The following is a 25,047-nucleotide window of genomic DNA, read 5'->3' on the forward strand; positions in this document are numbered from 1 at the left end:
CCGGCAACAACGCTTATCAAGGCCGATAGGGACGGCAATATCCGCCATCTTGCCGCGATCTATCGAAAGTTGGCTTGGGTTGACAGCGCCCTTGCCCACCCGCCATTTACCCACCGGTCGAGACTCAACATGGATATTCGTAAGGTCAAAAAACTGATCGAGCTGCTGGAAGAATCCAACATCAGCGAAATCGAGATTCAGGAAGGCGAAGAATCGGTGCGTATCAGCCGTCATCCCAACGGTGTCAGCTGGCCACAAGCCCCTATGCCGCAGTATGGCGCCCCGCAGGCGGCCCCTAGCCAGGCCGCCGCACCGGCTCCTGCCGCTGGACCCGCCGAGGAAGCTCCGGGCGCCACCTACCAAGGCCATGCCCTGACCTCGCCCATGGTCGGCACGTTCTATCGCAGCCCGGCGCCCGGTTCGAAGGCGTTCGTCGAAGTCGGCCAGAGCGTCAAGAAAGGCGAGACCGTGTGTATCGTCGAAGCCATGAAGATGATGAACCAGATCGAGGCCGACCGTGACGGCGTAATCGAGGCGATTCTGGTCGAGGACGGCGAGCCGGTCGAATTCGACCAGCCGATGCTCATCATTTCCTGATCTTTCACCGACACTGGCGGACTCCCTATGCTGGACAAGGTTCTCATCGCCAACCGCGGCGAGATCGCCCTGCGAATCCTGCGCGCCTGCAAGGAACTGGGCATCAAGACGGTCGCGGTGCACTCCAAGGCGGACCGTGAATTGATGCATGTGCGTCTGGCCGACGAGGCCGTGTGCATCGGACCGGCCTCTTCGGCACAGTCCTATCTCAATATTCCGGCGCTGATCAGCGCCGCCGAAGTCACCGACTCCAGTGCCATCCACCCCGGCTATGGCTTTCTTTCCGAGAACGCCAATTTTGCCGAGCAGGTGGAGCGCTCGGGGTTCGTGTTCATCGGACCGCGTGCCGAGACCATTCGCCTGATGGGTGACAAGGTCAGCGCCATCGAAGCCATGAAGAAGGCCGGTGTACCCACGGTCCCCGGCTCGGATGGTCCGTTGGGCGACGACGAGGGCGACAACATCACCACCGCTCGGCGCATCGGCTATCCTGTGATCATCAAGGCCGCCGCCGGCGGCGGCGGTCGCGGCATGCGCGTGGTGCATGCCGAAGGCCACCTGCTCTCGGCGATCAACGTGACCCGCACAGAGGCCCACTCGGCTTTCGGTGACGGCACGGTGTACATGGAGAAGTTCCTCGAGCGGCCGCGTCACGTCGAGGTCCAGGTACTGGCCGACGGCCAGGGCAACGCCATACACCTCTACGATCGTGACTGTTCGCTGCAGCGCCGTCATCAGAAGGTGCTGGAAGAGGCTCCCGCCCCCGGCATCGACCCGGCCGCCCGGGCCAAGGTACTCGAAGCGTGTCGCGAAGCCTGCATCGAGATCGGTTATCGCGGTGCCGGTACCTTCGAGTTCCTCTACGAGGACGGCCAGTTCTTCTTCATCGAGATGAATACCCGCGTGCAGGTGGAGCACCCCGTCACCGAGATGGTCACCGGCGTGGATATCGTGCGCGAACAGCTGCGTATCGCCTCGGGTCTGCCGCTCTCGATCCGCCAGGAGGACGTCAAGGTCCTTGGCCATGCCTTCGAGTGTCGTATCAACGCCGAGGACCCACGCACGTTCATGCCTTCGCCCGGCAAAGTCACCCTCTACCACCCACCGGGTGGACTGGGTGTGCGCATGGACTCGCACCTCTACACCGGCTATACGGTGCCACCTCACTACGATTCGCTGATCGGCAAGCTGATCACCTGGGGCGACAGCCGCGAGATCGCGCTGACGCGCATGCGCAACGGTCTCGACGAGCTGCTGGTGGAGGGCATCAAGACCAATACCGACCTGCACAAGGATCTGGTTCGTGACGGCCACTTCCAGCAGGGCGGCGTCAACATTCATTACCTGGAGAAGAAGCTCGGCTCCTAGACGAGCAGTGGATCCGAACATCGCTCCCGACGGGGTGGCCACGGCCACCCCGCTTGCGTCATGCACAGGAGATCGCCATGCCCTGGCTGCAACTCAAGGCCCGCATCGCCCCGGAGCAGGCCGAACTGCTCGAGGAGCTGCTACTGGCCGAAGGCGCCACCGCCATTACCCTGCAGGATGCCCACGACGACCCGGTTTTCGAGCCCGAGCGCGGCACCACGCCGCTATGGAACGAGACGGTGCTGACTGGGCTTTATGACGACCTCGAAGGCCTCGAGGCAATGCTCGAGCGTCTGGCAGCGGCCTGGGCCGAAACCCTGCCCGAAGACCCCTGCCCGATCATCGAGCACGAGCTGCTCGCCGATCGCGACTGGGAGCGCGAGTGGATGGAGGACTTCAAGCCGCTGCGCATGGGCCAACGGTTGTGGATCGTTCCCAGTTGGCACCAAGCTCCCGTTCTGGATGCCGTCAACTTGAACCTGGACCCGGGCCTGGCCTTCGGTACCGGCACCCATCCGACCACGGCGCTGTGCCTCGAGTGGCTCGATGCGCTGGCCTTGGCGGGTGATCTCGATGGCATCGAGCTGCTCGACGTAGGCTGCGGCTCCGGCATCCTTGCCATCGCCGCCCTCAAGCTGGGTGCGGCGCTTGCCACCGGCACCGACATCGACCCCCAGGCACTTCAGGCCAGCCGCGACAACGCCGAGCGTAACGACATCGCGGAGCACGAACTCACTCTGCGCTATCCCGAACAGCTGGATAGCGGACGTCGCTTTCCGCTGGTAGTGGCCAACATTCTGGCAGGCCCCTTGGTGGAGCTGGCCCCGATGATTGCCGGCCATGTGGCCCGGGGTGGTCGGTTGGCCCTGTCGGGTATTCTCGAGCGTCAGGCCGACGAGGTGCTCGACGCCTATCGTGACCAAGGACTGATCATGGATGAGCCAAGCGTTCGCGAAGGCTGGGTCCGGCTCAGCGGGCGTCGACCGGCCTAAGCCTCGGTACCTTTATCGCCTTCACCCTGCCCCTTCGGGGGCGTATGATAAGCAACCCCGAGTTCACCGATCCGTCTCATGACCGATACTCGCCCGCTGCCCCAGATCGGCCGGCACCGCCTGCCCAATCGAGTCATCCTGGCCCCCATGGCCGGCGTGACCGACCGCCCGTTTCGCCAGCTCTGCCGCCGCCTGGGGGCGGGGCTGGTGGTCGGTGAAATGGTCACGTCGGATCCTGCCCTGTGGCATACGCGCAAGTCGCGCCAACGCATGGACCACCGCGGTGAACCCGGCCCCCGGGCCGTGCAGATCGCTGGCGGTGACGCCGCCATGCTGGCCGAAGCGGCACGCCTCAATGCCGATCAGGGCGCCGAGATCATCGACATCAACATGGGCTGCCCGGCCAAGAAGGTCTGCAACAAGGCCGCTGGATCTGCTCTGCTGCGCGACGAGGCTCTGGTGGCCGAGATCCTCGAGGCGGTGGTGGCGGCGGTCGATGTTCCGGTGACGCTGAAGATACGCACCGGCTGGTGTGCCGGGAGCAATAACGGCGTGCGCGTCGCTCGCCTGGCGGAAGCCGCTGGTATCCAGGCGCTGGCGGTGCACGGTCGCCACCGCCAGCAGCGCTACCAGGGCGAAGCCGAATACGACACCATTGCCGCCATCAAACAGGCCGTGCGCATTCCCGTATTCGCCAACGGCGATATCGACTCTCCACGCAAGGCAGCCCAGGTTCTGGACTATACTGGTGCGGATGCGGTGATGGTCGGCCGCGGCGCGCAGGGCAACCCTTGGATTTTTCGCGAAATCGACCACTATCTGCGCCATGGGCGCAGCTGCCCATTGCCCGAACCGCGGGAGAGGGTCAGTGTATTGCAGGGGCATCTTCACGCCCTACATGAATTTTATGGCGACTACATGGGTGTGCGAATCGCGCGCAAACACCTCGGTTGGTACCTCGCCAGCGACTGCCGTTTCAATTCCGAACGGCAGCGCGAGCTTCGGGCAACCTTCAATGCCCTCGAGCAGCCTGACGAACAGTATGACTTCATCGACGACCTCTTTTGCCCCGAGGGTAGAGCCGACCTCTCTCGGGCATCGCATGGAATCAGTGCCGCATGAATCGTGAAGCTTTCAATCGCAACGCCGATCTGCCAGGCCTGGAAGCCAGCTCCTGTGCCGGTCTGCCGGAATTCGACAGTCTCTCACTGCCATCGGCCACGTTGGCTGAACAGCCACTGCGTGAAGCCGTGGACGCCGCCATGCGACGCTACTTCGACCACCTCGATGGCGGCACCGTGACCGACCTCTACGCCATGGTGATGGCCGAAGTCGAGGCGCCGCTGCTGGCCAGCGTGCTCGAATACACCCAGGGCAACCAGACCCGTGCCGCCGAGATGCTTGGCCTCAACCGCGGCACGCTGCGCAAGAAACTCAAGCAGCACGACCTGATCTGAACCCGGCCGACACGGGCAGCCTCGGCTGACCGTGCCGGTTCATTTCCACATCAACATAGAGTTGCATCCCATCATGGCCCAAGCCTCCCCCACCCCGGTACGCCGCGCGCTGATCAGTGTCTCCGACAAGACCGGCATCGTCGACTTCGCCCGAGAACTGTCCGGGCACGGGGTTGAACTGCTCTCCACCGGCGGCACCTTCCGCTTGCTGCAGGAGAAGGGCATTGCCGTTACCGAGGTGTCCGAGCACACCGGCTTTCCCGAGATCATGGACGGTCGCGTCAAGACCCTGCATCCCAAGATCCACGGCGGCATCCTGGGGCGTCGCGGCCAGGATGATGAAGTGATGTCAGAACACGGCATCGCGCCCATCGACATGGTGGTGGTCAACCTCTACCCCTTCGCCCAGACCGTGGCCAAGCCGGACTGCTCCCTCGAAGATGCCATTGAGAACATCGACATCGGCGGCCCGACCATGGTCCGTGCCTGTGCCAAGAACCACGCCCACACCACCATCATGGTAGACGCCGGCGACTATGCCCGAGTATTGGCCGAGATCGCCTCCAACGACGGAGCCGTAAGCGACGCAACGCGCTTCGACCTGGCGGTGAAGGCCTTCGAGCATACCGCCGGCTACGATGCCGCCATCGCCGATTACCTGGGCCAACGGGTGCCTGGAGGCGAGGATGGCTTCCCGCGCACCTACAACGTACAGTTTGTCAAGAAGCAGACTATGCGCTACGGCGAGAACCCGCACCAGAGCGCGGCGTTCTATGTCGAGGCCGACGCCCGCGAAGCCAGCGTCGCCACCGCCCGCCAGCTGCAAGGCAAGGAACTGTCGTTCAACAACGTGGCCGACACCGACGCCGCCTTCGAGTGCGTCAAGAGCTTCACCGAAATCGCCTGTGTGATCGTCAAGCATGCCAACCCTTGCGGCGTGGCGGTCGGCACTACACTCCGTGAGGCTTACGACAAGGCATTCGCCACCGACCCAACCAGCGCCTTCGGCGGTATCATCGCCTTCAACCAGCCACTGGATGCCGATACTGCCCGCGCCATCATCGACCGTCAGTTCGTCGAGGTGATCATCGCCCCCGGGGTCGATGAAGCGGCTGCCGCCATCGTGGCCGAGAAGCAGAACGTGCGCCTGCTCGACGTGGGCGACAACTGGCCCGGCCAGCGTGAGCATGCCCACGATTTCAAGCGCGTCACCGGCGGGCTGCTGGTGCAGGATCGCGACCTGGGGATGGTCGGCCGTGACGAACTCACCGTGGTCACCGAGCGCGTTCCCTCCGAGCAGGAGATGCGCGACCTGGCCTTCGCCTGGAAGGTAGCCAAGTACGTCAAGTCCAATGCCATCGTCTATGCCAAGGGCGGCCAGACCATCGGTGTCGGCGCCGGCCAGATGAGCCGCGTCTACTCGGCCAGGATCGCCGGTATCAAGGCCGCCGATGAAAACCTCTCGGTGCCAGGCTCGGTAATGGCCTCCGACGCCTTCTTCCCGTTCCGCGACGGCATCGACGCTGCAGCGACGGCCGGCATCACCGCAGTGATCCAGCCCGGCGGCTCCATGCGCGACCAGGAAGTGATCGACGCCGCCAACGAGGCCGGAATCGCCATGGTGTTCACCGGCATGCGCCACTTTAGGCACTGACGCTCGCCGAGCTGCAAGGAGCAAGTGGCAAGTCGCACGCAAAACCCCACCTGGGCTAGACGCCCGTGTGGGGTTTTCGCGTTATGCTTCTCTACCTCGAGAAACGGTGCGAGCGACGGTCAGACAAGGCGAAAACTGGCGAAGAAGCGGAGCTTACTGTTGTAAGTGAGCATTCTAAGCCAGTTTTCAACGCCGTATGACCGAGCGCAGCCCGTTTATTAACCAAGATCGATGCAGAGGTACTTGGTTTCGAGAAACTCCTCGATCCCCTGGTGGCCGCCCTCGCGTCCGAGGCCGGATGCCTTGACGCCGCCGAACGGCGCCGCGGTGTTGGAGATCAGGCCGGTGTTGATGCCCACCATGCCGTACTCCAGTGCATCGGCAACGCGCCACACACGACCCAGGTCGCGCGAGTAGAAGTAGGAGGCGAGCCCGTACTGGGTGTCGTTGGCCATGCGCACGGCGTCTTCCTCGTCCTCGAAGGGAAACACCGCCGCTAGCGGGCCGAAGGTCTCTTCCTGGGCCACCTTCATGTCGTCATTGGCGAAGCTGATCAACGTCGGCGAGAAGAAGTTGCCACCCAGCGGATGGGGGTGGCCGCCGAGCAGCAGCTCCGCTCCCTTGTCGACGGCATCGTGTACGTGCTCGCTGACCTTGGCCACGGCATTCTCGTCGATCAGCGGCCCGATGTTGATGTCGGGCTCGGTGCCGTCGCCTACCTTGAGCTCGCTGTTCATCGCCACTGCCAGTTTCTCGCAGAAGGCATTGACCACGCTGGACTGAACCAGGAAACGGTTGGTGCAGATGCAGGTCTGGCCGGCATTGCGGAACTTGGCCGCCATGGCCCCTTCCACCGCCGCATCCAGGTCGGCATCCTCGAAGACGAGGAACGGCGCGTTGCCGCCCAGCTCCAGCGAGATTTTCTGAATATGCTGTGAGGCTCTCGACATCAGCTCGCGACCCACCTCGGTGGAGCCGGTAAAGGTGATCTTGCGCACCAGCGGAGATTCAGTCATGGCCGCGGCAATCTCGGCGGCACGGCCCGGCACCACGTTGAACACTCCGCGGGGCACCCCGGCGCGCTCGGCCAGCAGCGCCATGGCAGTGGCCGAGAACGGCGTCTGGCTGGCCGGCTTGATCACGATGGTACAGCCTGCCGCCAGCGCCGCCCCGGCCTTGCGTGTGATCATGGCAGCGGGGAAGTTCCATGGCGTGATTGCACCGACCACGCCGACCGGCTGCTTGGTGATCACGATGCGCTGGTTGGGCTTGGCGGCGGGAATGGTCTCGCCATAGACCCGTCGGGCCTCCTCGGCGAACCAGCGCAAGAAGCTCGCTGCATAAGCGATCTCGCCGGCGGCCTCCTTGAGCGGCTTGCCCTGCTCGTGGGTCATGATCATTGCCAGGTCGTCCTGATGCTCGAACATCAGGTCGTGCCATTTCATCAAGATGTCGGCCCGCTCCTGCGCGGTGAGCGCTCTCCAGCCGACCAGCGCCTTATCGGCAGCGGCAATGGCACGTTCGGTCTCACTCCGGCCCAACCTGGGCACGGTGCCGAAGGTCTCTCCTGTCGCTGGATTGACGACCTCGATCTGTTCGCCACTGTCGGCGGCTACCCAACTGCCGTCGATATAGGCGAAAGGGCAATAAAGCTGTGTTTCCTTGAGGGCTTCCATGTTGTCTCTCCTGGCCTCAGCGGGCCCTGTACCGAGTGAAGTGAATTCGTGCCAAGCCTTGCCCCCCTCTCACTGGGCCTCGCTGCTGCGTTGCTCGGGTACGCTCTCGGGAATGCCTTCCTGTACTGGCGGCTGAAGCATAGCGTTAAGTATGGCAAGTATCAGGGCCAGCGCGATGGCTATCCAGCATAATGCGCGGCCAACGTAGCGCCCGGGCTGGCGTTGGACCTGGCGCAGGCCCATCACGGCGAAGATGGCGGCGGCGAGATTCAATGGCAGCAGGCTGCCCTGAAACAGCAGGGCGACGAGCGCCGTTACGATGGCCGTCATGGCCCAGGGGGCATGGCGGCGCCGCGGCGTGTCACGGGAGGGGCAGTCACGTTCCAACGAATCGTCTCTCTATCGGTTCGGCAGTATGGCCTCATGCTAAGCGCAAAGACCCTTTGTCACCAACCCTGGGGAAAGACGTGAATAACTTCAACGGTTTCGACGCGGGTCCCGGCTTGCCGAGAGGGTAATGGAAACCGAATCGGCGAAACGCAGTGCATGTGGCTTGTCGATCTCGACCTGCGCCGTGAGCACCTGTTCATGGCTCATGATCAGGTCGAGCACTTCTCGCGTCATGCGCTCCAGAAGCAGAAAGCGGCCCTCCTCCACCAGCTCGATCACTTCCTTGCTGATCGTACGATAGTTGAGCGCCTGCTCGATGAGATTGAACGCCACGGCCTTGTCGGCCCGATAGCGGATCACGGCATTGATGACCACATCCTGGCGGTTGTGGATCTCCTCATCCTTGATGCCGATAAAAGTGCGCAGGCGCAGATTCTTGATGCGAATCGTGGCCAGTTCGTGATCGAGATGCTGATCGTCCAGGACATGCAGTGTCATGGCGTGGCTCCGGGCAAGGTACGTCCGCTGGACGGGCCGCCCCGTCAGCGGCCGCTGACCAGGGTGAGGAACTCCTGCCGTGTGGACTGGTTCTCGCGGAAAGCGCCCAGCATCACGGAAGAGGTCATACTGGAATTCTGCTTCTCCACGCCGCGCATCATCATGCACAGATGTCGTGCCTCGACCACCACCGCTACACCGCGCGCTCCGGTGACTCGCTGCACGGCCTCGGCGATCTGCCGCGTCAGGTTTTCCTGGATCTGCATGCGTCGTGCATACATGTCGACGATACGCGCAAACTTGGAGAGCCCCAGCACCTTGCCGTTGGGCAAATAGGCAATATGGCACTTGCCGATGAAAGGCAGCAGATGGTGCTCGCACATCGAGTAGAGCTCGATGTCCTTGACCAGCACCATCTCATCGGTCTCGCTCTCGAAAACGGCACCGTTGATGATCTCCTCGAGGGTCTGGGAGTAGCCACGAGTGAGAAACTGCATTGCCTTGGCGGCACGCTTCGGCGTATCGCGCAGGCCCTCTCGATCCGGATCCTCGCCCAGCTCGAGAATAATCTGGCGGTAGAAGTTGGCAAGCTCTTCGTTCATGGTCAGGCCCTGGACTCAGTTACCGTTCATCTCGTGATGGCCCGGCCATCGTCTATGACTCATACAAAGGATATGCACAATATTGTTCCTTGTACAATTTCTTACACCCCTGGACGATATTCTACCGTAACCGAAGTCTCGCCGCAGTCGGTATGCCTGAAAACGACATGCTGCGACATTCGTGCCACTGCTATGCCTGGGCGGCTATGGTAAAATCATGGCTTTCAGTGCTGCCGATGCGCGCAGCCTGGTCCTTCGAGAGCCCCGGATATGATCAAGATTCCAGACGCGATACGGTCAGCCAGCGGACTGGCCCTTTTTCTCCTGCTTCCCCTGCATGCTTCTGCCAACACCCTTTCCGTGCCCGCGGATGCCGTCGTCGCCTTCCAGGTGATCGACGACCTCGTCCTGGAGGGAGAAAGCGGACGCCGTGACGATATCCTGCTTCGCCCCGTCAGTGCCGATGAGGCTGCCACCCATGAGCTGCCCGAGTATTGTGTCGTGGTGGGAGATGCTCTCCAGGATGGCGATCGACTGCGAGTGACAGCCAAGGCACTGACCTGCGTCGAAACCGAAGGCAGCGACAGCGACATCTACAACGGAGAAATTTCCGCAGCTGCATACGAAATGGACGGCAGCTACGGCCTGGCAGTGTGCGATGCATCCCGCTGCGCACTCACGAGCGATCACGTCTTTCATCTCAAGCTGGCCAAGGGCCTTGAGATCGAGGAGCAGGACAATCCCTCCGCTCGCATCAACGAGCAACGGCGCCAGGCCGACGGCGCTGGGGTAGCCAATCCAGTTCCTGCCGATCGCCCCGACCCCGACAGCAACTGAGCTCTCTGTTCTAGCGCACCCTGAAGGGTGCGCAGCTTTCGGCTTCAGGCCAGCCAGCGTGGCGTGCGCCCCAGTGCCTGACGCTGCTGCTCCAGTTGGCGAATGTGCGCCTCCCAGTAGCCAGCATCGGCTACCCAGGGAAAGGCCGGGGGGAAAGCCGGGTCGTCCCAGCGTGCCACCAGCCAGGCGCTGTGTCGCATCAGACGCAGCGTGCGCAGGGGCTCGATCAGTGTCAGCTCACGGCGATCGAACTCTCGGTGCTGTTCGTATCCCTCCAGCACTTCTGACAGTTGCATATGCCACTCCGCTTCGTGCTCGGCGGTGAGAAACATCCACAGATCCTGTACCGCGGGCGCCATCATGGCGTCGTCGAAGTCGACCAGTGAGAAAGCATCGTCGCGGCCGAGCAGGTTGCCGATGTGGCAGTCACCCTGTACCCGGATCGTCTGCTGCGGTGCCCAGGCATGAGCCTGCAGTACGCCATGCAGCGCCTCCGAGATACGCTCGTAGGCCTGGCGTTGACGACGATCCAGCCAAGGCGCTGTCAACACGCGCTGCCGGGCCTCTTGCACCATGCCATCCAGGTCGAGCCTGACCCGTTGCCGGAACCCGGCACGCTCGCCGACCGCATGCACGGCGCCGATCAACTCGCCGAGGGCAAACAGGTGGGAAGGATTCTCCAGTTCGGGGGCCTGGCCCGACAGCTGAGGAAACAAGGCAAGCCGGAAGCCCTCGGCATGATGCAGGCTACGACCGTCCTCATCGCGCCAGGGCGGGGCCACGGCGACCCCCTCTTCGGCCAGCTCATCCAGGAAATCATGCTCCTCCTGAATCTGCGCATCGCTCCATCGGGCAGGGCGATAGAACTTGGCCACCCAGCGGCGCCCCTCGTCGTCATGCAGCAGGAAAACGCGATTCTCGTAGCTGTTCAAGGCGAACGGCTCACCGGGTAACCAGAAGCCGAGCGACTCGATGGCCGCCACGACACGGGCAGGCGAAAGTGCTGCGAAGGGATGTGGCGTGCTCTGCATGTGTTTCACCGGCTGAAGGGAGACTCCATGGTAACAGCCTGGGCGCGCCAGCGAATCATGCGACTGGCAGCGGTGTGCGGGCCACCGCCCAGGCCTCGACCTCTCGGGCCCCGGCCGCCAGGCAAGCCTGGGCCAGCGCATCCAGCGTGGCCCCGGTTGTCATCACGTCATCGAGCAGCGCTACGCGCGACGGCAGCGCCCCCCTCACCTCGAAGCCGCCGCGCAGGTTGCGGTAACGCTCGGTGCGGTCGAGGCCGCGCTGCGTGCGGGTATGCTGTCGCCGCACCGCATATGCCAGCCTCAAGCCGTGGCGCGCCCCCAGGCGCCGGGCCAGCCAGTCTGCCTGGTCGAAGCCGCGCTCCCGCGCTCGCTTGGGATGCAGCGGAACCGGAATCAGCGCCTCGGGCCAGGCCAGGGCCTCCGATGACAGACCGAGCTCCAGCAGCTCGAGCAGCACGTTGCCGGCACGCGGCGAGCCATGAAACTTGAAGCGCTGTATCAGCCTGATCACCTCGTCCTCGTAGCGCAGCGGCGCTCGCGAGCGGACGAAAGCCTGCGGCCGCGTCAGGCAACGGCCGCAGCGCCTGCCCGCCAGCGAACCCGGCGGCTGTGGTTCGGCACAGCTCGGGCAGGCCGGGAGGTTCCACGGCAGCGCCTCGAAGCATGCCCGACACCAGGGGCGTTCCGGCTCGGCCGGTGCCAGGCAGAAGCCGCAGCGCCCCGGCAAGGCCCGGCGCAGGCCGCGGTCAACGCCCTGGCACAGCAGCCGCAACCAGCCGCTCATTCGGGTGATCCCTGGCGCCCCGTCTCGCAGTGCTACGTGTTTCCGTTCCGGCTGCATTGCCTGCTGTTTCCGTCACTTGTCCTCATTCGAAGAAGCTTACCATCTCCCGCTCGCTGGCGGTCTTGGTTCATCGGAGCCGCTTTCGTTAACTTGCTCACACCACTAGGTTGACAGAGAGCCATTTTCACGTACGCTCACAGTCAACATTCCAAAGTTATCGAGTTGACCAAGAAGGGTCCCTCATGTCCGATGCCCAGCACGCCCGCCCGAACGGCCAAACCACTCCCGCTGTCCCCAGGACCCGCCACGACTGGTCGCTGACCGAGATCGAGGCCCTCTTTGCCCTGCCCTTCAATGATCTGCTGTTCCGCGCTCAGCAGGTCCATCGCGCCAACTTCGACGCCAATGCCGTGCAGGTTTCCACCTTGCTGTCGATCAAGACCGGTGCCTGCCCGGAGGACTGCAAGTACTGTCCGCAATCGGGCCACTACGCCACTGGGCTGGGCAAGGAGAAGCTGCTGGAGATCGAGAAGGTGGTGGCCCAGGCCAAGGCCGCCCAGGAAGCCGGCGCCAGCCGCTTCTGCATGGGGGCGGCCTGGCGCAGCCCGCGCGAGAAAGATCTCGCTGTGGTGCTGGAGATGGTCAGCCGGGTCAAGGAACTGGGTCTCGAGACCTGCATGACCCTGGGCATGGTCGACGGCGAGCAGGCAAGCCGCCTGGCCGAGGCCGGCCTCGATTATTACAACCACAACCTCGACACCTCGCCGGAATACTATGGCGAGATCATTACCACCCGTTCCTACGCCGATCGCCTGGAGACCCTGGCCAACGTACGCGAAGCGGGTATGAAAGTGTGTGCCGGCGGCATACTCGGCATGGGGGAAGCCCCACGCGACCGTGCCGCCTTGCTGCAGCAGTTGGCCCGGCTCGAACCGCATCCCGAATCGGTGCCGATCAATATGCTGGTCAAGGTGCCCGGCACGCCGCTGGAAGACGTGGAGGACCTCGACCCGATCGAGTTCGTGCGAGCCATCGCCGTTGCCCGTATCCTGATGCCGGCAAGCCATGTGCGACTTTCGGCCGGGCGCGAGCAGATGGACGAGTCGACTCAGGCGCTGGCTTTCTTCGCCGGGGCCAATTCCATCTTCTACGGCGACAAGCTACTGACCACCGGCAACCCCCAGGCCACTCGCGACCGTGCCTTGTTCGACAAGCTCGGACTGCATCCCGAGCGGCGCGACACCTGCCATGGCGACGACCGGCAGCAGGCTGCGCTCGAAGGTGCCTTGGCACGCCAAAAGAGCCAGGCCCGCAGCGCCGCGCTAGCCTACGACGCCACCCGGGCCTGAACGCGATGTCGCCCCCTCCGCACGCCTGGCATGAGCGTCTCGATGAGGCCGTGGCCTGGCGCCGTGCCCAGGGACTTTGGCGCCAGCGCGGCACGTTCCAGGCCGGACTGGTCGATTTCGCCGGCAACGATTACCTTGGCCTGGCCGGCGACCCGCGGCTGGCCGAGGCTCAGGCGGCGGGAGCACGCGCCTTCGGCGCCGGTGCCGGCGCCTCGCACCTGGTCAGTGGCCACCTGGAGGTCCACGAGACCCTCGAGCGACGCCTGGCCGAACTCGTCGGACGCCCCCGCGCCCTGCTCTTCACTACCGGCTACATGGCCAACCTGGGTACGCTGCAGGCACTGTGCGATAGTCATACCCAAGTCTTTCAGGATCGTCTCAATCACGCCTCCCTGCTTGATGGCGCCGGGCTTGCCGGGGCACGCTCGCGGCGTTTCCATCATCGCGACCTCGACGATCTCGACCGCTTGCTCGGCCGGACACCGGGCGATTCGGCCAGGCTGGTGGTCAGCGACGGCGTGTTCAGCATGGACGGCGATGTGGCCAACATCGGCGGCCTGGCGGAAGTCAGCGCCCGGCACGGTGCCTGGCTGATGATCGATGACGCCCACGGGCTGGGCGTCCTCGGCGCCCATGGCGACGGCTGTGTCGGCCGGGCCCATGGCGTCGAGCGGGTCCCGATACTGGTCGGCACTCTGGGCAAGGCACTGGGCACCGGTGGCGCCTTCGTCGCCGGCAGCGAGCCATTGATCGAATATCTGATCCAGTTTGCCCGCCCCTATGTCTATACCACCGCCCAACCACCCGGCGTGGCCGCCGCCACCCTCGCGGCGCTCGACATACTGGCCGCCGAGCCCGAGCGACGCGAGCGCCTGCGCGACACTATCGCCTATTTCCGCCACGAGGCAGCGTTGCTCAACCTTCTGCTCGCCGACTCGTTCACTCCTATCCAACCGCTGATCCTCGGCGAGAGCCAGCGTGTTCTGCACTGGGCCGAACAGCTGCGCCGGGCGGGCTTGCTGGTCGGTGCCATTCGACCGCCCACCGTGCCGTGTGGCGAGGCCCGGCTACGCATCACGCTGCATGCCACCCACGGCCGAGAGTCCCTGGATCACCTGCTGGAGAATCTGGCTCGCCTGCAAGGAGAGGGAACGAATTGACGACGCTGGTCTTGCTCTCCGGCTGGGGCATCGATGCCCGCATCTGGCAGTCGCTCGCCCCCTATTGGCCAGTCGACGTGGAAGTGCGTACTCCCGACTGGCCGGGCTACGGTGAACGAACACACGACATCCTGCCGACGACGCTTCCGGCTCTGGCCGGCAAGATGCGCGACGACCTGCCTTGCGACATCGTCTGGGTCGGCTGGTCGCTCGGTGGCCTGCTGGCCGGCGCGTTGCTGTCTCATCTGCCGCCTCCCCGCGCCCTGGTGCTGGTGGGAACCGGGCCACGCTTCTGCAGCGAAGACGGCGTCAGGCCTGACAAGCTGGCCATCTTTCGCCGCGCTTTCGATCGCGACCCACATACCACCTGGCAACACTTCCTGCGCTGGCAGTTGAAGGGGGAGCCTGCTGCGCGCGTAGCACATCGACGCCTGCTCGATCTCCAGGGTCGTCACCCCAGCGCTTCCAGCCAGACCCTGGCGACGGGCCTCGATCAACTTGCATGTCTCGACCTCAGCGACGTACTTGCCAGGCCGCCCTGCCCGATCTATCGACTCGCCGGTGAACGGGACAGGCTGATGGGAAAGGCGGCACGCCAGGTGGCCGACCGGATTCTCACCGATAGCGGCCACTGCCCGATGCTGTCGCGCCCGGATGCCCTGGCAAATCACCTCGTCGAGCTGGCGCGCGAGAGTGATCTCGACCACATCGGACAGGAGCAGAGCGTCTCATGACCCCCTGCACCGTGCACACCTCAATCGGCCTTGAGGCAAGCACGCCAAGCGTGTGGCGGCGACACGTTGCCCGAGCGTTTTCCCGAGCGTCGGGCCAGTACACCCGCCTGGCCCAGGCTCAGCAGCAGATGGGCGAAGCGCTCTGGCCACTGCTGCCTGATCGAGCTGATTGCGTGCTCGACCTGGGCTGCGGCCCCGGACACTGGGGCCGACGCCTGGCGTCCCGCTTCGGTCCGGACTGCCGAGTGCTTGGGCTCGACCTGGCCCCGGGGATGCTCGACATTGCCCGTCGCGAAGCCCCGGGTAGCTGCGACTGGCTGTGTGCCGACGCCACCGCCCTGCCCCTCGCGTGTGGGCAGGTGGATCTGGTGTTTTCCAACTTGGCCATCCAGTGGTGCCTGGACCTCGACGCCGTGATGGCGGAACTCTACCGGGTGCTGCGCCCCGGTGGCCGTGCCGTGATCAACAGTCTGGGGCCCGCCACCCTGCAGGAGGTCGGCCACGCCTGGTCGTCACCTGACGCCTTGCTCGACTTCCGTTCGCGGGACGGGCATCTAGCCAGCGCACGCCTGGCCGGCTTCCTCAATGCCCAGTGCAACGACGTCGCCGAGCGCTTCTTCTACCCCGACCTGACGGCAGTGATGGCCTCGATCAAGGGAGTCGGTGCCCAGACGCCGCGCCCCGCTGCCCGCCTCACCCGCTCCGATCTGGCCTGTGCCAAGCGCCGCTACGAGTCGCTGCGCGAGCCTGCGGGGCTGCCGGTCAGCTATCAGCGACTAACCTTGGTGCTCGACAAGGAGCCGACATGACCCGTTATTTCGTGACCGGCACCGATACCGATGCCGGCAAGACTCTCGTCACTGCCGGCATGCTGGCGCTGGCCCGCTCACGAGGCCTGACCACCCTGGGACTCAAGCCCATTGCTTCGGGATGCCGCCGTACCGAGGCCGGGCTGCGTAACGACGATGCCCTCGCTCTGCTGGCACGCAGCGTGCCGTCAGTATTCTACGAACAGGTCAACCCATTCGCTTTCGAGCCCGCTATCGCCCCACACCTGGCCGCCGCTCAAGCTAGCGTGAATATCGACCTTGCCCAGCTCTACGAGCATGTCGCACCGCTGCTGGACGAACCTCGCGACCTCGTTCTCATCGAGGGCGCCGGCGGCTGGCGCGTGCCTCTCAACGACAGCGAAGATCTCACCGGCTTGGCGCTGCACCTGCACCTGCCGGTGATCCTGGTGGTCGGCCTCAAGCTCGGCTGCCTCAACCATGCGCGCTTGACGGCCGAAGCCATACGTGCGGATGGGGGAAGACTTGCCGGCTGGGTCGGCAACCTGCTCGATGCCGACTTCGCCCGTGACGCCTCGCTCTATGCCGACAATCTGGCCACGCTGCAGCGCACCCTTGGGGCACCCTGCCTCGGCGTAGTGCCACGCCTGCGCCGAGTTGGCGCAGCCAGGCGGCCAGAAGCCGCGGTTCCCTACCTCGAGCTACCCGAAGGCGATTGACTTGCGACCGAGGGTCCGTACAATGTGGACGCCTGCCCAGCCCTGCGGATGTGGTGGAATTGGTAGACACGCCAGATTTAGGTTCTGGTGCCTTCGGGCGTGGGAGTTCAAGTCTCCCCATCCGCACCATCACGGCTCGTTCTTGCCTCGCTTCGTGGCCCTCTCCGGCTCACATCATCTTCAGTTTTCCTCACGACGGCGCCTCATCGCCGCCGCACAGAAGTGTGCCTGCTGCACACCCTCGCACCCCGTTCATTCGCATCCACGGAGGCATGATGGCATCCCCCGTCTGGCATCCCTATGCCCACCTGCTCACTCAACAAGACGCTCCCAAGGTCATCGGCGGCAAAGGCGCTCGCTTCACCCTTGAGGACGGCGAGGCGCTGCTCGACGCTACCTGCTCGTGGTGGTGCATGATCCACGGCTATGCGCACCCGCGCCTGGTAGCGGCCATCAAGGAACAGGCCGACTCTCTGTGTCATGTGATGCTGGGCGGCCTCACCCATGATCCCGCTGACCGCCTGGCGCGCGAACTGGTTAGAGTCACGCCGCCCGGGCTCGAGCACGTGTTCTTCTCCGATAGCGGCTCGGTGGGCATGGAAGTGGCCATGAAAATGGCGGTGCAGTACCACCATTTATGCGGCAAACCCGGCAAGCACCGCATGCTGTCGCTGATGAAGGCCTACCATGGCGACACCAGCGGCTGCATGGCGGTGTGCGACCCCGAGGAGGGCATGCACAGCCTGTTCTCCGGCTATCTGCCCCGCCATCACTTTTCCCCGGCTCCCACCGCCCCTTACGACGCCGAGCCCGCTGCCGTCGGGCAGGACCTCGCCACCCTGCGCAAGGTGCTCGAACAGCACCATCATGAGATCGCCGCGCTGCTGATGGAGCCGCTGTTGCAGGCCGCCGGCGGTCTCAACATGACTTCGCCGCTCTACCTCAAGGGCGCACGTGAACTGTGCGACGAATTCGACGTACTGCTTGTGTTCGACGAGGTAGCCACCGGCTTTGGCCGCACCGGCAAGCTGTTTGCCGCCGACCACGCCGAAGTGACGCCGGACATCATGGTGCTCTCAAAGGGACTGACCGGCGGCTACCTGGGCCATGCAGCAACCCTTGCCACCGGCCGCGTTCACGATGCCTTCATCGGCAGCACACCACAGCACGCCTTCATGCATGGCCCCACCTTCATGGGCAACCCCCTGGCCTGCCGCGTGGCGCTGGAAAGCCTCGCCGTGTTCGAGGAAGAGAATTATCTGGACAAGATCGCCGTGCTCAACCGCGTGCTGCGCGAAGAATTGCAGGAAGACCCGGCACTTCGCAGTCACCCTCGGGTGCGTGACATCCGGGTACTGGGCGCTACCGCCGTCATCGAGGTCAACGATGCCAAAGACCTCGCGGGCGTCGCGGCATTTGCTCGCGCCCGTGGTGTCTGGCTGCGCCCTTTCGGCCGCTGGCTCTACACGATGCCCGCCTATATCACGTCATGCGAGGAGATGCGCAGCATTACCCAGACGATGAAGGCGTGGTTCGCCTGAAAGAAAACGCCGCCCTCATGGAGGGCGGCGCTTTTCACTTCGCCAATGCAGTCGATCGCCGGCTCATCAGGCCATGATAGGCTGGGCGTAGGAGATCGGAGCCAGCTCGCGCTCGTTCTCGAAGGTAACGATCTCGTAGGCATCGGGCTGGGCCAGCAGTGCCCGGCATAGCTGATTATTCAACGCATGCCCCGATTTCACGCCGCGGAACTCGCCGATCAGGCTATGCCCCAGCAAATAGAGATCGCCGATGGCATCGAGTACCTTGTGCTTGACGAACTCGTCTTCATAGCGCAGCCCGCCCTCGTTGACGATACGGTACTCGTCGACGACGATAGCATTGTCGAGGCTGCCGCCCAGCGCCAGGTTATTGGCGCGCAGGTGTTCGAGATCACGCATGAAGCCGAAGGTTCTGGCGCGTGAAACTTCCTTGACGAAGGAGGTCGTGGAGAAATCCACTACTGCGGTCTGCTTCTGATCCTCGAACACCGGATGATCGAATTCAATGGCGAACGTCACCTTGAAGCCTTGATGCGGCAGGAAGCGTGCTTCCTTGCCGTCATCCTGCACCACCACCTCACGCTTGATGCGGATGAACTTCTTGGCAGCTTCCTGTTCGGCGATGCCTGCCGACTGGATCAGGAACACGAAAGGACCGGCGCTACCATCCATGATCGGCACTTCGGGCGCGCTGAGGTCGATATAGGCATTGTCGATCCCCAGGCCAGCCAGTGCGGACATGAGATGTTCCACGGTTGCCACCTTGACGTCACTTCGCGAGAGCGCGGTGCACAGGGTGGTGTCGGTGACCAGGGCAGCGCTGGCCGGCACCTGTACCTCGGGATCCAGGTCCGTACGCACGAACACGATTCCGGTATTCACCGGGGCCGGACGCAAGGTCAGGTACACCTTCTTCCCGGAATGAAGGCCAACGCCAGTGGCGCGGATGGTGTTTTGCAGGGTGCGTTGTCTGATCATGGGCAGTAGCCAGGCCGTTGTAAGTTATCAAACACCGTTCACTATAACACCGAACGAGTGTTTCAACAAAAAAACATCTCCTGGCCCTGCCTATGCTCGCAATAGCTTCTGTCAATCGGCTTGACGACGCAGGAAGGCCGGGATATCGAGGTAATCATCCAATTCCTGAGGCGAGCGACGCTTTTCCGGCTGCGGCTTGACCGCCTCCTGAGGCTCGGCCTTGGGCATGGCACTCTGCTGGCGCATGGCCGGCTGCGCACGCTGACGATACTCGCTACCCTCGTTGCGCTTGGCGGTTTCGCGCCCAGCCGCCTTGACCTGGCGCCCCTCGAGGCCTGCGGCCACGACGGTAACCCGCAGCTCGTCGGTCATGTCCATGTCGATCGAGGTACCCACGACGATGGTTGCGTCCTGCGAGGCGAACTCCTGAACCGTAGCGCCGACGTCATTGAATTCGCCGATCGACAGGTCCGGGCCGGCCGTGATGTTGACCAGGATTCCACGCGCGCCGTGCAGGTCGATGTCCTCCAGCAGCGGGCTGCGGATGGCTTTTTCTGCGGCTTCGCGAGCGCGGTTCTCACCAGTGGCACCACCGGTGCCCATCATCGCCATGCCCATCTCGGACATCACGGTGCGCACGTCGGCGAAGTCGACGTTGATGATGCCGGGACTGGTGATCAGCTCGGCGATCCCCTGCACGGCACCCAGCAGCACGTCATTCGCGGCACTGAAGGCGGTTAACAGGCTGGCGTTCTTGCCCAGCACCGAGAGCAGCTTCTCGTTGGGAATGGTGATCAGGGAGTCGACGTGCTCCGACAGTTCCCTCATGCCCTCTTCGGCCACGCGCATGCGCTTCGGCCCTTCGAAGGGGAACGGACGAGTGACGACGGCCACGGTAAGGATGCCGAGTTCCTTCGCCACCTGGGCCACGACCGGCGCGCCGCCGGTGCCGGTACCACCGCCCATGCCTGCGGTGATGAAGACCATGTCGGCGCCGCTGATCAGCTCGGCGATGCGCTCACGATCCTCCATCGCGGCCTGGCGACCCACGTCGGGGTTGGCCCCGGCGCCCAGGCCTTTGGTGATCTCGTTGCCAAGCTGGAGCACGGTCTTGGCGGCCACCCGCTTGAGCGCTTGGGCGTCCGTGTTGGCGCAGATGAACTCGACGCCTTCGATATTGCTCTCGACCATGTGATTGACGGCGTTGCCACCGCCGCCACCTACGCCGACGACCTTGATGACCGCACTGCTCGAGGGTGCGCTATCTACCAGTTCGAACATAAGCCCCGTCTCCTGGACCGCGCCGCGGCCCTATTAGAAATTTCCTTTCAACCAGCCCTTGAGTTTTGCCAGCGCAGGCATTCCTTCCAATCCTCCACGCTGTGAGACGTCTTCGCGCCTGGGTGGCGCTGCCACTGCCCTGCTCTCGCGGCCATGCCCCTGCCGAGCCTCCTGAAGAGCGTAATGTAGCAAACCTACACCAGTGGAATAAATCGGGTTGCGTACTACGTCCGAGAGTCCACGCACGTTGAGGGGACAGGCGATACGAACCGGCATGTGGAATATCTCCTCGGCCAGCTCGACGACCCCTTCCATGCGCGAGGTGCCGCCGGTGAGTACCACGCCGGCTGCCACCAGGTCCTCGTAGCCGCTGCGCCTCAGCTCGTCGCGAATCAAGGTGAACAGTTCCTCGTAGCGCGGCTCCACCACTTCGGCCAATGCCTGGCGCGACAGATCGCGAGCGGGGCGATCGCCGACGCTTGGCACCTTGATCATTTCATCGCTTGCTGCCAACTGGGTCAGGGCGCAGGCGTACTTGACCTTGATCTCTTCGGCGTACTGGGTCGGGGTGCGCAGCGCCATGGCGATATCGTTAGTCACCTGATCGCCGGCGATGGGGATCACCGCCGTATGGCGAATGGCCCCTTCGGTAAAGACGGCGATATCGGTGGTACCGCCACCGATGTCGACCATGCAGACACCAAGCTCGCGCTCATCCTCGGTCAGTACCGCCATGCTGGAGGCGAGCTGTTCGAGAATGATGGCATCGACCTCCAGGCCGCAGCGTCGTACGCATTTATCGATATTCTGCACTGCATTGAGCGCAGCGGTAACCAGATGTACGCGCGCCTCGAGACGCACACCCGACATCCCCAGCGGCTCACGAATGCCGCCTTGGGTGTCGATGGAGAATTCCTGAGGCAAAACGTGCAGCACACGCTGCCCCTCAGAGATTGCACGCGCTCGAGCTGAATCGATGACACGATCGATATCGGTGGACATCACTTCGCGCTCTTTTATCGCGACCACACCGTCCGAATTCATCGAACTGATATGACTGCCCGCCACGCCGACATAGACCGAATGGATATCGCAGCCGGCCATCAACTCGGCCTCTTCCACGGCGCGCTGAATCGACTGGACGGTCGACTCGATGTTGATCACCACGCCTTTTTTCATGCCACGCGAAGGGTGCGATCCGATCCCGGCAATCTCGATGCCGCCGTCATCGGTAGACTGTCCGACAATGGCAACTACCTTGGACGTTCCTATATCCAGTCCGACTACCATATTGGATGAGTTGGAAGTGACTGCCATGCGCCGGAGTGTCTCCTGAAACTTGACCCGCTGGGTATCCCATTATTCTGATAAATGGTCATTGCGCCCATTATAGAAACAACTGGCGTTAAACCACCAGTCCATTATGAAAAACCTGGTTCACAATACGGGTTATTGGAGATAAAGAAAACACCGCAATGGCTGCAACATGAGGCCTGTTCGTGACAAAAGGTTTCAACCCGTACCGTCATCTTCCTTTTCGATGTCGGTTTCGCCATGCCAGGCCACTGCCACACCGTTGGGATAACGCAAGTCGATATAGCGAATATGTGTTGCCTGCGGACCCAATTGCCGATGCCACGCAGCCGTCAGCCTGGCCAGTCGAGCCTCGCGATCACTGCGCCCCAGCATTACCCAGACACCGTCATCGAGCTGGAAACGCCAGGCCCCACGCGGCTCCAGTCGCAGCTGAGTGATGGTCAGCCCCAGCGCTTCGAAGCGAGGAACCAAGCGGTCATGATAAGCCAGAACCTCGGCGCCACTACCCACCGGCCCGGCCAGGTCCGGCAGGTCTCCCGGCGGCTCCACCGGGGCGAAGGCGAAGGGTTCTCCGTCCGGGTTGAGCAGGTAGCCGTCGTTCCAGCGTGCCACCGGCACCTGCTCGACCAGTTCGAAGGCCAGGGCATAAGGCCACTCCCGCGATAGCCGGACTTCAGCCAGCCAATTGATGTCGCGTGCACGACGACGCAGCGCCGGGAGATCGGCCGACAGCCAGGTTTGCCCCTTCAGCAGCGGCGCCAGCTGCGAACGCAGATAGTCGGCACTGACGTGATGCAATTCGCCGCGGATCGCCACGCGCTCTATGGGCCGGTCGAGCCAGGTCCACAGGGCGCGACCGCCGGCCCCCAGCAGGATCAGCAACAGCAGTATGCCCAACGTCGAGCCGCGGGTGCTCATGCCTGACGCGGCTCCAGCGTAGTCGCGAGGATGCTCCGCACCAGTGCATCGAATTCAATGCCGGCATGGGCGGCTGCCTGAGGCACAAGGCTATGGTCGGTCATGCCTGGCGCAGTGTTGACCTCGATCAGCCAGAAGCGACCCTCGCCGTCGCGCATCACGTCGACGCGCCCCCAGCCTTCTCCACCGACAGCCTCGAAGGCTTGCCGGCACAGCTCGCCCAGCGCTGCCTCTTGTTCGGCATCCAGGCCACAGGGCAAGTGGTAGCGCGTATCGTTGGAGTTGTACTTGGCTTCGTAGTCATAAAAGCCGCTGGGTACCTCGACGCGAATCGCCGGCAGTACGCGCCCACCCAACAGCGACACCGTATACTCCTCGCCATGGATGAAGCGCTCGGCCATGACCCGCGCATCGAAGCGTGCCGCCTCGTGGTAGGCCGACTCGAGGGCCGCCTTGCTGTCGACGATGCTGATGCCCAGGGTCGAGCCTTCGTGTACCGGCTTGACGATTAGCGGCAACCCGAGCCGGGCAATGATACCGTCCCAGTCGGCATCTTCCGCCAGCATCAGCGATTCAGGGGTCGGCAATCCAAGGGCCTGCCAGACGAGCTTGGTGCGCTGCTTGTCCATGCCCAGCGCAGATGCCAGCACACCGCTGCCGGTGTAGGGAATGCCCAGCAGTTCGAGAGCACCCTGCAGGGTCCCGTCTTCTCCTCCTCGGCCATGCAGGACGATGAAGACGCGATCGGGAGCGAGCGCCTCGAGACCGACCAGGCCGCCATCGGCCGGATCGTAACCGATCACGTCGATGCCGCTGCGCTGGAGCGCCGCCAGTACCGCCGCCCCGCTTCTGAGGGAAACCTCACGCTCGGCGGAATTACCACCATACAGCACCACGACCCGCCCAAACTCGCTCGCCTGCGTCATAGCTCTACCTCGTCGAGAATCAACCGGCTCTCGGCCAACCCAAGGGCAATACCGCCCACATCCCCCGCGCCTTGTGTGATCAGGATATCGTCGGCACGTAGCACCTTGGCCAGCAGCGATGGCAGTTCCGACTTGTTCTGCACGAAGATCGGATCGAGCGTGCCGCGCTGACGGATGGAGCCTGCAAGAGTCTTGCCATCGGCGCCGGGGATGGGCGGCTCTCCCGCACTGTATACGTCGAGCAGCAGCAGTACGTCGACCCCGGCGAGCACACGCACGAAGTCCTCGTAGAGGTCGCGGGTGCGGGTAAAGCGGTGAGGCTGGTAGATCATCACCAACCGGCGCTGTGGCCAGCCGGCCCGCACCGCGTTGATGACCATCTCGACCTCGCGCGGATGGTGCCCATAGTCATCCACCAGCATGACCTCGCCGCTACCGCCGGGCGGAGCGAAATGGCCATGTACCTGGAAGCGGCGCCCCACGCCGGCAAAGCCGGCCAGGCCACGCAGGATGGCGGCATCGGCGACGCCGGCGTCGGTAGCGACGGCGATTGCTGCCAATGCATTGAGCGCATTGTGCCGCCCCGGCATGCTCAGATGAACGTCCAGCGGGGCCAACCCATCAGGCCGCAGCGCGGTGAAGCGAACCTCACCGGCCTGCTGGGTGAAGCCGACGACTCGGTAGTCGGCATCCTCGTTGAAGCCGTAAGTCACGAACTGTCGATGGATGCGCTCGAGCAGACCGCGCACGTGCTCGTCGTCGATGCACAGGATGGCCAGCCCATAGAAGGGCAGGTTGTGCAAAAACTCGATGAAGGTGCCCTTGAGCCGCTCGAAGTCACCGCCGTAGGTACTCATGTGATCGGCGTCGATATTGGTGACGATCGACACCATCGGCTGCAGGTGCAGGAAGGAGGCGTCGGACTCGTCGGCCTCGGCAACCAGATAATCCCCCTCGCCCAGTCGCGCATTGGCGCCAGCGCTGGTCAGCTTGCCGCCGATGACGAAGGTCGGGTCGAGCCCGCCCTCGGCCAGCAGCGTTGCCGTCAGGCTGGTAGTAGTGGTCTTGCCGTGGGTACCGGCCACTGCAATGCCATGGCGAAAACGCATCAGCTCGGCGAGCATCTCGGCGCGGCGTACGACCGGCACACGATGCTCCTGGGCCCAGCGGATTTCGGGATTCGACGAGTCCACGGCGGTGGAGATCACCACTACGTCGGCTCCCGCCACGTTGTCCTCGGCATGGCCGATGGCCACGCGGATGCCATGCTCGCGCAGTCGGCTCACCACCGGCGAGGTCTTCAGGTCGCTACCGCTGACCTGGTAGCCCTGGTTGGCAAGCACTTCGGCGATGCCGCACATACCGGCGCCACCGATGCCAACGAAATGGATATGTCGAATACGGCGCATGCCCAGGCCACGCCCGTGGCGTGGCAGCGTTGCCTGACCGG

General features: G+C 63.8%; 25 protein-coding genes and 1 tRNA gene. 14 read left to right on the forward strand and 12 right to left on the reverse strand.

What is annotated here, in order from left to right; genetic code table 11:
• Positions 1-129 precede the first annotated feature (129 nt).
• The 6 genes from accB (at position 130) to purH (ending at position 6,068) form a co-directional block, all read left to right on the forward strand.
• A complete protein-coding gene (gene accB / locus HNO52_RS13075; RefSeq protein WP_197565721.1) occupies positions 130-597 on the forward strand; it encodes an acetyl-CoA carboxylase biotin carboxyl carrier protein in 468 nt (155 codons plus the stop codon).
• Positions 598-624: 27 nt separating this feature from the next.
• The gene (gene accC / locus HNO52_RS13080; protein WP_197565722.1) at positions 625-1,965 is read left to right on the forward strand and encodes an acetyl-CoA carboxylase biotin carboxylase subunit; all 1,341 of its coding nucleotides are present in this window, start codon (positions 625-627) and stop codon (positions 1,963-1,965) included.
• A gap of 77 nt (positions 1,966-2,042) precedes the next feature.
• Positions 2,043-2,957, forward strand: coding sequence for a 50S ribosomal protein L11 methyltransferase (gene prmA, locus HNO52_RS13085; protein ID WP_197565723.1), 915 nt, complete (start codon positions 2,043-2,045; stop codon positions 2,955-2,957).
• A gap of 78 nt (positions 2,958-3,035) precedes the next feature.
• Positions 3,036-4,079, forward strand: a complete 1,044-nt coding sequence (gene dusB / locus HNO52_RS13090; RefSeq protein WP_197565724.1) for a tRNA dihydrouridine synthase DusB — start codon at positions 3,036-3,038, stop codon at positions 4,077-4,079.
• The gene (gene fis, locus HNO52_RS13095; protein WP_197565725.1) at positions 4,076-4,414 is read left to right on the forward strand and encodes a DNA-binding transcriptional regulator Fis; all 339 of its coding nucleotides are present in this window, start codon (positions 4,076-4,078) and stop codon (positions 4,412-4,414) included. The genes dusB and fis overlap by 4 nt, the downstream gene beginning before the upstream one ends.
• Positions 4,415-4,487: 73 nt before the next feature.
• Positions 4,488-6,068, forward strand: coding sequence for a bifunctional phosphoribosylaminoimidazolecarboxamide formyltransferase/IMP cyclohydrolase (gene purH, locus HNO52_RS13100; protein ID WP_197565726.1), 1,581 nt, complete (start codon positions 4,488-4,490; stop codon positions 6,066-6,068).
• A 218-nt stretch (positions 6,069-6,286) separates the two neighbouring features.
• Here the strand turns inward: purH and HNO52_RS13105 are convergent, their stop codons facing one another.
• The 4 genes from HNO52_RS13105 to folE form a co-directional block, all read right to left on the reverse strand.
• Positions 6,287-7,744: an NAD-dependent succinate-semialdehyde dehydrogenase gene (locus HNO52_RS13105; protein ID WP_197565727.1), complete on the reverse strand. Its 1,458-nt coding sequence runs from the start codon at positions 7,742-7,744 to the stop codon at positions 6,287-6,289.
• A 69-nt stretch (positions 7,745-7,813) separates the two neighbouring features.
• Positions 7,814-8,131: a hypothetical protein gene (locus HNO52_RS13110; protein WP_197565728.1), complete on the reverse strand. Its 318-nt coding sequence runs from the start codon at positions 8,129-8,131 to the stop codon at positions 7,814-7,816.
• Positions 8,132-8,221: 90 nt separating this feature from the next.
• Entirely contained in the window at positions 8,222-8,632 is a 411-nt protein-coding gene (folX, locus tag HNO52_RS13115; RefSeq protein ID WP_167111039.1) for a dihydroneopterin triphosphate 2'-epimerase, read from the reverse strand.
• Positions 8,633-8,676: 44 nt separating this feature from the next.
• Positions 8,677-9,234, reverse strand: coding sequence for a GTP cyclohydrolase I FolE (gene folE, locus HNO52_RS13120; RefSeq protein WP_197565729.1), 558 nt, complete (start codon positions 9,232-9,234; stop codon positions 8,677-8,679).
• A 270-nt stretch (positions 9,235-9,504) separates the two neighbouring features.
• Here folE and HNO52_RS13125 point away from each other — a divergent pair, with 270 nt between their 5' ends.
• Complete coding sequence (locus HNO52_RS13125; protein WP_197565730.1) at positions 9,505-10,071, forward strand: hypothetical protein; 567 nt, start codon at positions 9,505-9,507, stop codon at positions 10,069-10,071.
• A gap of 44 nt (positions 10,072-10,115) precedes the next feature.
• Here the strand turns inward: HNO52_RS13125 and HNO52_RS13130 are convergent, their stop codons facing one another.
• Both HNO52_RS13130 and HNO52_RS13135 read right to left on the reverse strand, forming a co-directional pair.
• A complete protein-coding gene (locus HNO52_RS13130) occupies positions 10,116-11,102 on the reverse strand; it encodes a serine/threonine protein kinase (RefSeq protein WP_197565731.1) in 987 nt (328 codons plus the stop codon).
• A gap of 55 nt (positions 11,103-11,157) precedes the next feature.
• Complete coding sequence (locus tag HNO52_RS13135; RefSeq protein WP_197565732.1) at positions 11,158-11,886, reverse strand: ComF family protein; 729 nt, start codon at positions 11,884-11,886, stop codon at positions 11,158-11,160.
• A 242-nt stretch (positions 11,887-12,128) separates the two neighbouring features.
• Between HNO52_RS13135 and bioB the strand changes: the two genes are divergently transcribed.
• The 7 genes from bioB to bioA all read left to right on the forward strand — a co-directional run bounded on the left by bioB (position 12,129) and on the right by bioA (position 18,177).
• On the forward strand, positions 12,129-13,235 hold the full coding sequence (bioB, locus tag HNO52_RS13140; RefSeq protein WP_197565733.1) for a biotin synthase BioB: 1,107 nt from the start codon (positions 12,129-12,131) through the stop codon (positions 13,233-13,235).
• Between the two features lie 5 nt (positions 13,236-13,240).
• The gene (gene bioF / locus HNO52_RS13145) at positions 13,241-14,395 is read left to right on the forward strand and encodes an 8-amino-7-oxononanoate synthase (RefSeq protein WP_197565734.1); all 1,155 of its coding nucleotides are present in this window, start codon (positions 13,241-13,243) and stop codon (positions 14,393-14,395) included.
• Positions 14,392-15,129, forward strand: coding sequence for an alpha/beta fold hydrolase (locus HNO52_RS13150; protein WP_197565735.1), 738 nt, complete (start codon positions 14,392-14,394; stop codon positions 15,127-15,129). Before bioF ends, HNO52_RS13150 begins: the two co-directional genes overlap by 4 nt.
• A complete protein-coding gene (locus HNO52_RS13155) occupies positions 15,126-15,938 on the forward strand; it encodes a methyltransferase domain-containing protein (RefSeq protein ID WP_197565736.1) in 813 nt (270 codons plus the stop codon). Before HNO52_RS13150 ends, HNO52_RS13155 begins: the two co-directional genes overlap by 4 nt.
• A complete protein-coding gene (bioD, locus tag HNO52_RS13160) occupies positions 15,935-16,636 on the forward strand; it encodes a dethiobiotin synthase (RefSeq protein WP_197565737.1) in 702 nt (233 codons plus the stop codon). Before HNO52_RS13155 ends, bioD begins: the two co-directional genes overlap by 4 nt.
• 44 nt (positions 16,637-16,680) lie before the next feature.
• Positions 16,681-16,765 (forward strand) — tRNA-Leu (locus tag HNO52_RS13165).
• A gap of 146 nt (positions 16,766-16,911) precedes the next feature.
• The gene (gene bioA, locus HNO52_RS13170; RefSeq protein ID WP_197565738.1) at positions 16,912-18,177 is read left to right on the forward strand and encodes an adenosylmethionine--8-amino-7-oxononanoate transaminase; all 1,266 of its coding nucleotides are present in this window, start codon (positions 16,912-16,914) and stop codon (positions 18,175-18,177) included.
• Between the two features lie 66 nt (positions 18,178-18,243).
• On the opposite strand, the gene lpxC is transcribed toward bioA, so the two are convergent.
• The 6 genes from lpxC to murC form a co-directional block, all read right to left on the reverse strand.
• The gene (gene lpxC, locus HNO52_RS13175; protein ID WP_197565739.1) at positions 18,244-19,155 is read right to left on the reverse strand and encodes a UDP-3-O-acyl-N-acetylglucosamine deacetylase; all 912 of its coding nucleotides are present in this window, start codon (positions 19,153-19,155) and stop codon (positions 18,244-18,246) included.
• 111 nt (positions 19,156-19,266) lie between these two features.
• Entirely contained in the window at positions 19,267-20,436 is a 1,170-nt protein-coding gene (ftsZ, locus tag HNO52_RS13180; protein ID WP_197565740.1) for a cell division protein FtsZ, read from the reverse strand.
• 33 nt (positions 20,437-20,469) lie between these two features.
• Complete coding sequence (gene ftsA / locus HNO52_RS13185) at positions 20,470-21,753, reverse strand: cell division protein FtsA (RefSeq protein WP_197565741.1); 1,284 nt, start codon at positions 21,751-21,753, stop codon at positions 20,470-20,472.
• Between the two features lie 195 nt (positions 21,754-21,948).
• Entirely contained in the window at positions 21,949-22,671 is a 723-nt protein-coding gene (locus HNO52_RS13190) for a cell division protein FtsQ/DivIB (protein WP_197565742.1), read from the reverse strand.
• A complete protein-coding gene (locus HNO52_RS13195; RefSeq protein WP_197565743.1) occupies positions 22,668-23,597 on the reverse strand; it encodes a D-alanine--D-alanine ligase in 930 nt (309 codons plus the stop codon). The genes HNO52_RS13190 and HNO52_RS13195 overlap by 4 nt, the downstream gene beginning before the upstream one ends.
• On the reverse strand, positions 23,594-25,006 hold the full coding sequence (gene murC / locus HNO52_RS13200) for a UDP-N-acetylmuramate--L-alanine ligase (protein ID WP_197569229.1): 1,413 nt from the start codon (positions 25,004-25,006) through the stop codon (positions 23,594-23,596). Before murC ends, HNO52_RS13195 begins: the two co-directional genes overlap by 4 nt.
• Between the last annotated feature and the right edge of the window lie 41 nt (positions 25,007-25,047).

The sequence above is a fragment of the Halomonas sp. MCCC 1A13316 genome, assembly GCF_014931605.1.
GTDB lineage: Bacteria > Pseudomonadota > Gammaproteobacteria > Pseudomonadales > Halomonadaceae > Halomonas.

What these genes read in the sequence shown, in the direction of transcription:
- accB (WP_197565721.1), top strand. Translation starts at nt 130, where the DNA reads ATGGATATTCGTAAGGTCAAAAAACTGATCGAGCTGCTGGAAGAATCC.
- accC (WP_197565722.1), top strand. Translation starts at nt 625, where the DNA reads ATGCTGGACAAGGTTCTCATCGCCAACCGCGGCGAGATCGCCCTGCGA.
- prmA (WP_197565723.1), top strand. Translation starts at nt 2,043, where the DNA reads ATGCCCTGGCTGCAACTCAAGGCCCGCATCGCCCCGGAGCAGGCCGAA.
- dusB (WP_197565724.1), top strand. Translation starts at nt 3,036, where the DNA reads ATGACCGATACTCGCCCGCTGCCCCAGATCGGCCGGCACCGCCTGCCC.
- fis (WP_197565725.1), top strand. Translation starts at nt 4,076, where the DNA reads ATGAATCGTGAAGCTTTCAATCGCAACGCCGATCTGCCAGGCCTGGAA.
- purH (WP_197565726.1), top strand. Translation starts at nt 4,488, where the DNA reads ATGGCCCAAGCCTCCCCCACCCCGGTACGCCGCGCGCTGATCAGTGTC.
- HNO52_RS13105 (WP_197565727.1), bottom strand. Translation starts at nt 7,744, where the DNA reads ATGGAAGCCCTCAAGGAAACACAGCTTTATTGCCCTTTCGCCTATATC.
- folX (WP_167111039.1), bottom strand. Translation starts at nt 8,632, where the DNA reads ATGACACTGCATGTCCTGGACGATCAGCATCTCGATCACGAACTGGCC.
- folE (WP_197565729.1), bottom strand. Translation starts at nt 9,234, where the DNA reads ATGAACGAAGAGCTTGCCAACTTCTACCGCCAGATTATTCTCGAGCTG.
- HNO52_RS13125 (WP_197565730.1), top strand. Translation starts at nt 9,505, where the DNA reads ATGATCAAGATTCCAGACGCGATACGGTCAGCCAGCGGACTGGCCCTT.
- HNO52_RS13130 (WP_197565731.1), bottom strand. Translation starts at nt 11,102, where the DNA reads ATGCAGAGCACGCCACATCCCTTCGCAGCACTTTCGCCTGCCCGTGTC.
- HNO52_RS13135 (WP_197565732.1), bottom strand. Translation starts at nt 11,886, where the DNA reads ATGAGCGGCTGGTTGCGGCTGCTGTGCCAGGGCGTTGACCGCGGCCTG.
- bioB (WP_197565733.1), top strand. Translation starts at nt 12,129, where the DNA reads ATGTCCGATGCCCAGCACGCCCGCCCGAACGGCCAAACCACTCCCGCT.
- bioF (WP_197565734.1), top strand. Translation starts at nt 13,241, where the DNA reads ATGTCGCCCCCTCCGCACGCCTGGCATGAGCGTCTCGATGAGGCCGTG.
- HNO52_RS13155 (WP_197565736.1), top strand. Translation starts at nt 15,126, where the DNA reads ATGACCCCCTGCACCGTGCACACCTCAATCGGCCTTGAGGCAAGCACG.
- bioD (WP_197565737.1), top strand. Translation starts at nt 15,935, where the DNA reads ATGACCCGTTATTTCGTGACCGGCACCGATACCGATGCCGGCAAGACT.
- bioA (WP_197565738.1), top strand. Translation starts at nt 16,912, where the DNA reads ATGGCATCCCCCGTCTGGCATCCCTATGCCCACCTGCTCACTCAACAA.
- lpxC (WP_197565739.1), bottom strand. Translation starts at nt 19,155, where the DNA reads ATGATCAGACAACGCACCCTGCAAAACACCATCCGCGCCACTGGCGTT.
- ftsZ (WP_197565740.1), bottom strand. Translation starts at nt 20,436, where the DNA reads ATGTTCGAACTGGTAGATAGCGCACCCTCGAGCAGTGCGGTCATCAAG.
- ftsA (WP_197565741.1), bottom strand. Translation starts at nt 21,753, where the DNA reads ATGGCAGTCACTTCCAACTCATCCAATATGGTAGTCGGACTGGATATA.
- HNO52_RS13190 (WP_197565742.1), bottom strand. Translation starts at nt 22,671, where the DNA reads ATGAGCACCCGCGGCTCGACGTTGGGCATACTGCTGTTGCTGATCCTG.
- HNO52_RS13195 (WP_197565743.1), bottom strand. Translation starts at nt 23,597, where the DNA reads ATGACGCAGGCGAGCGAGTTTGGGCGGGTCGTGGTGCTGTATGGTGGT.
- murC (WP_197569229.1), bottom strand. Translation starts at nt 25,006, where the DNA reads ATGCGCCGTATTCGACATATCCATTTCGTTGGCATCGGTGGCGCCGGT.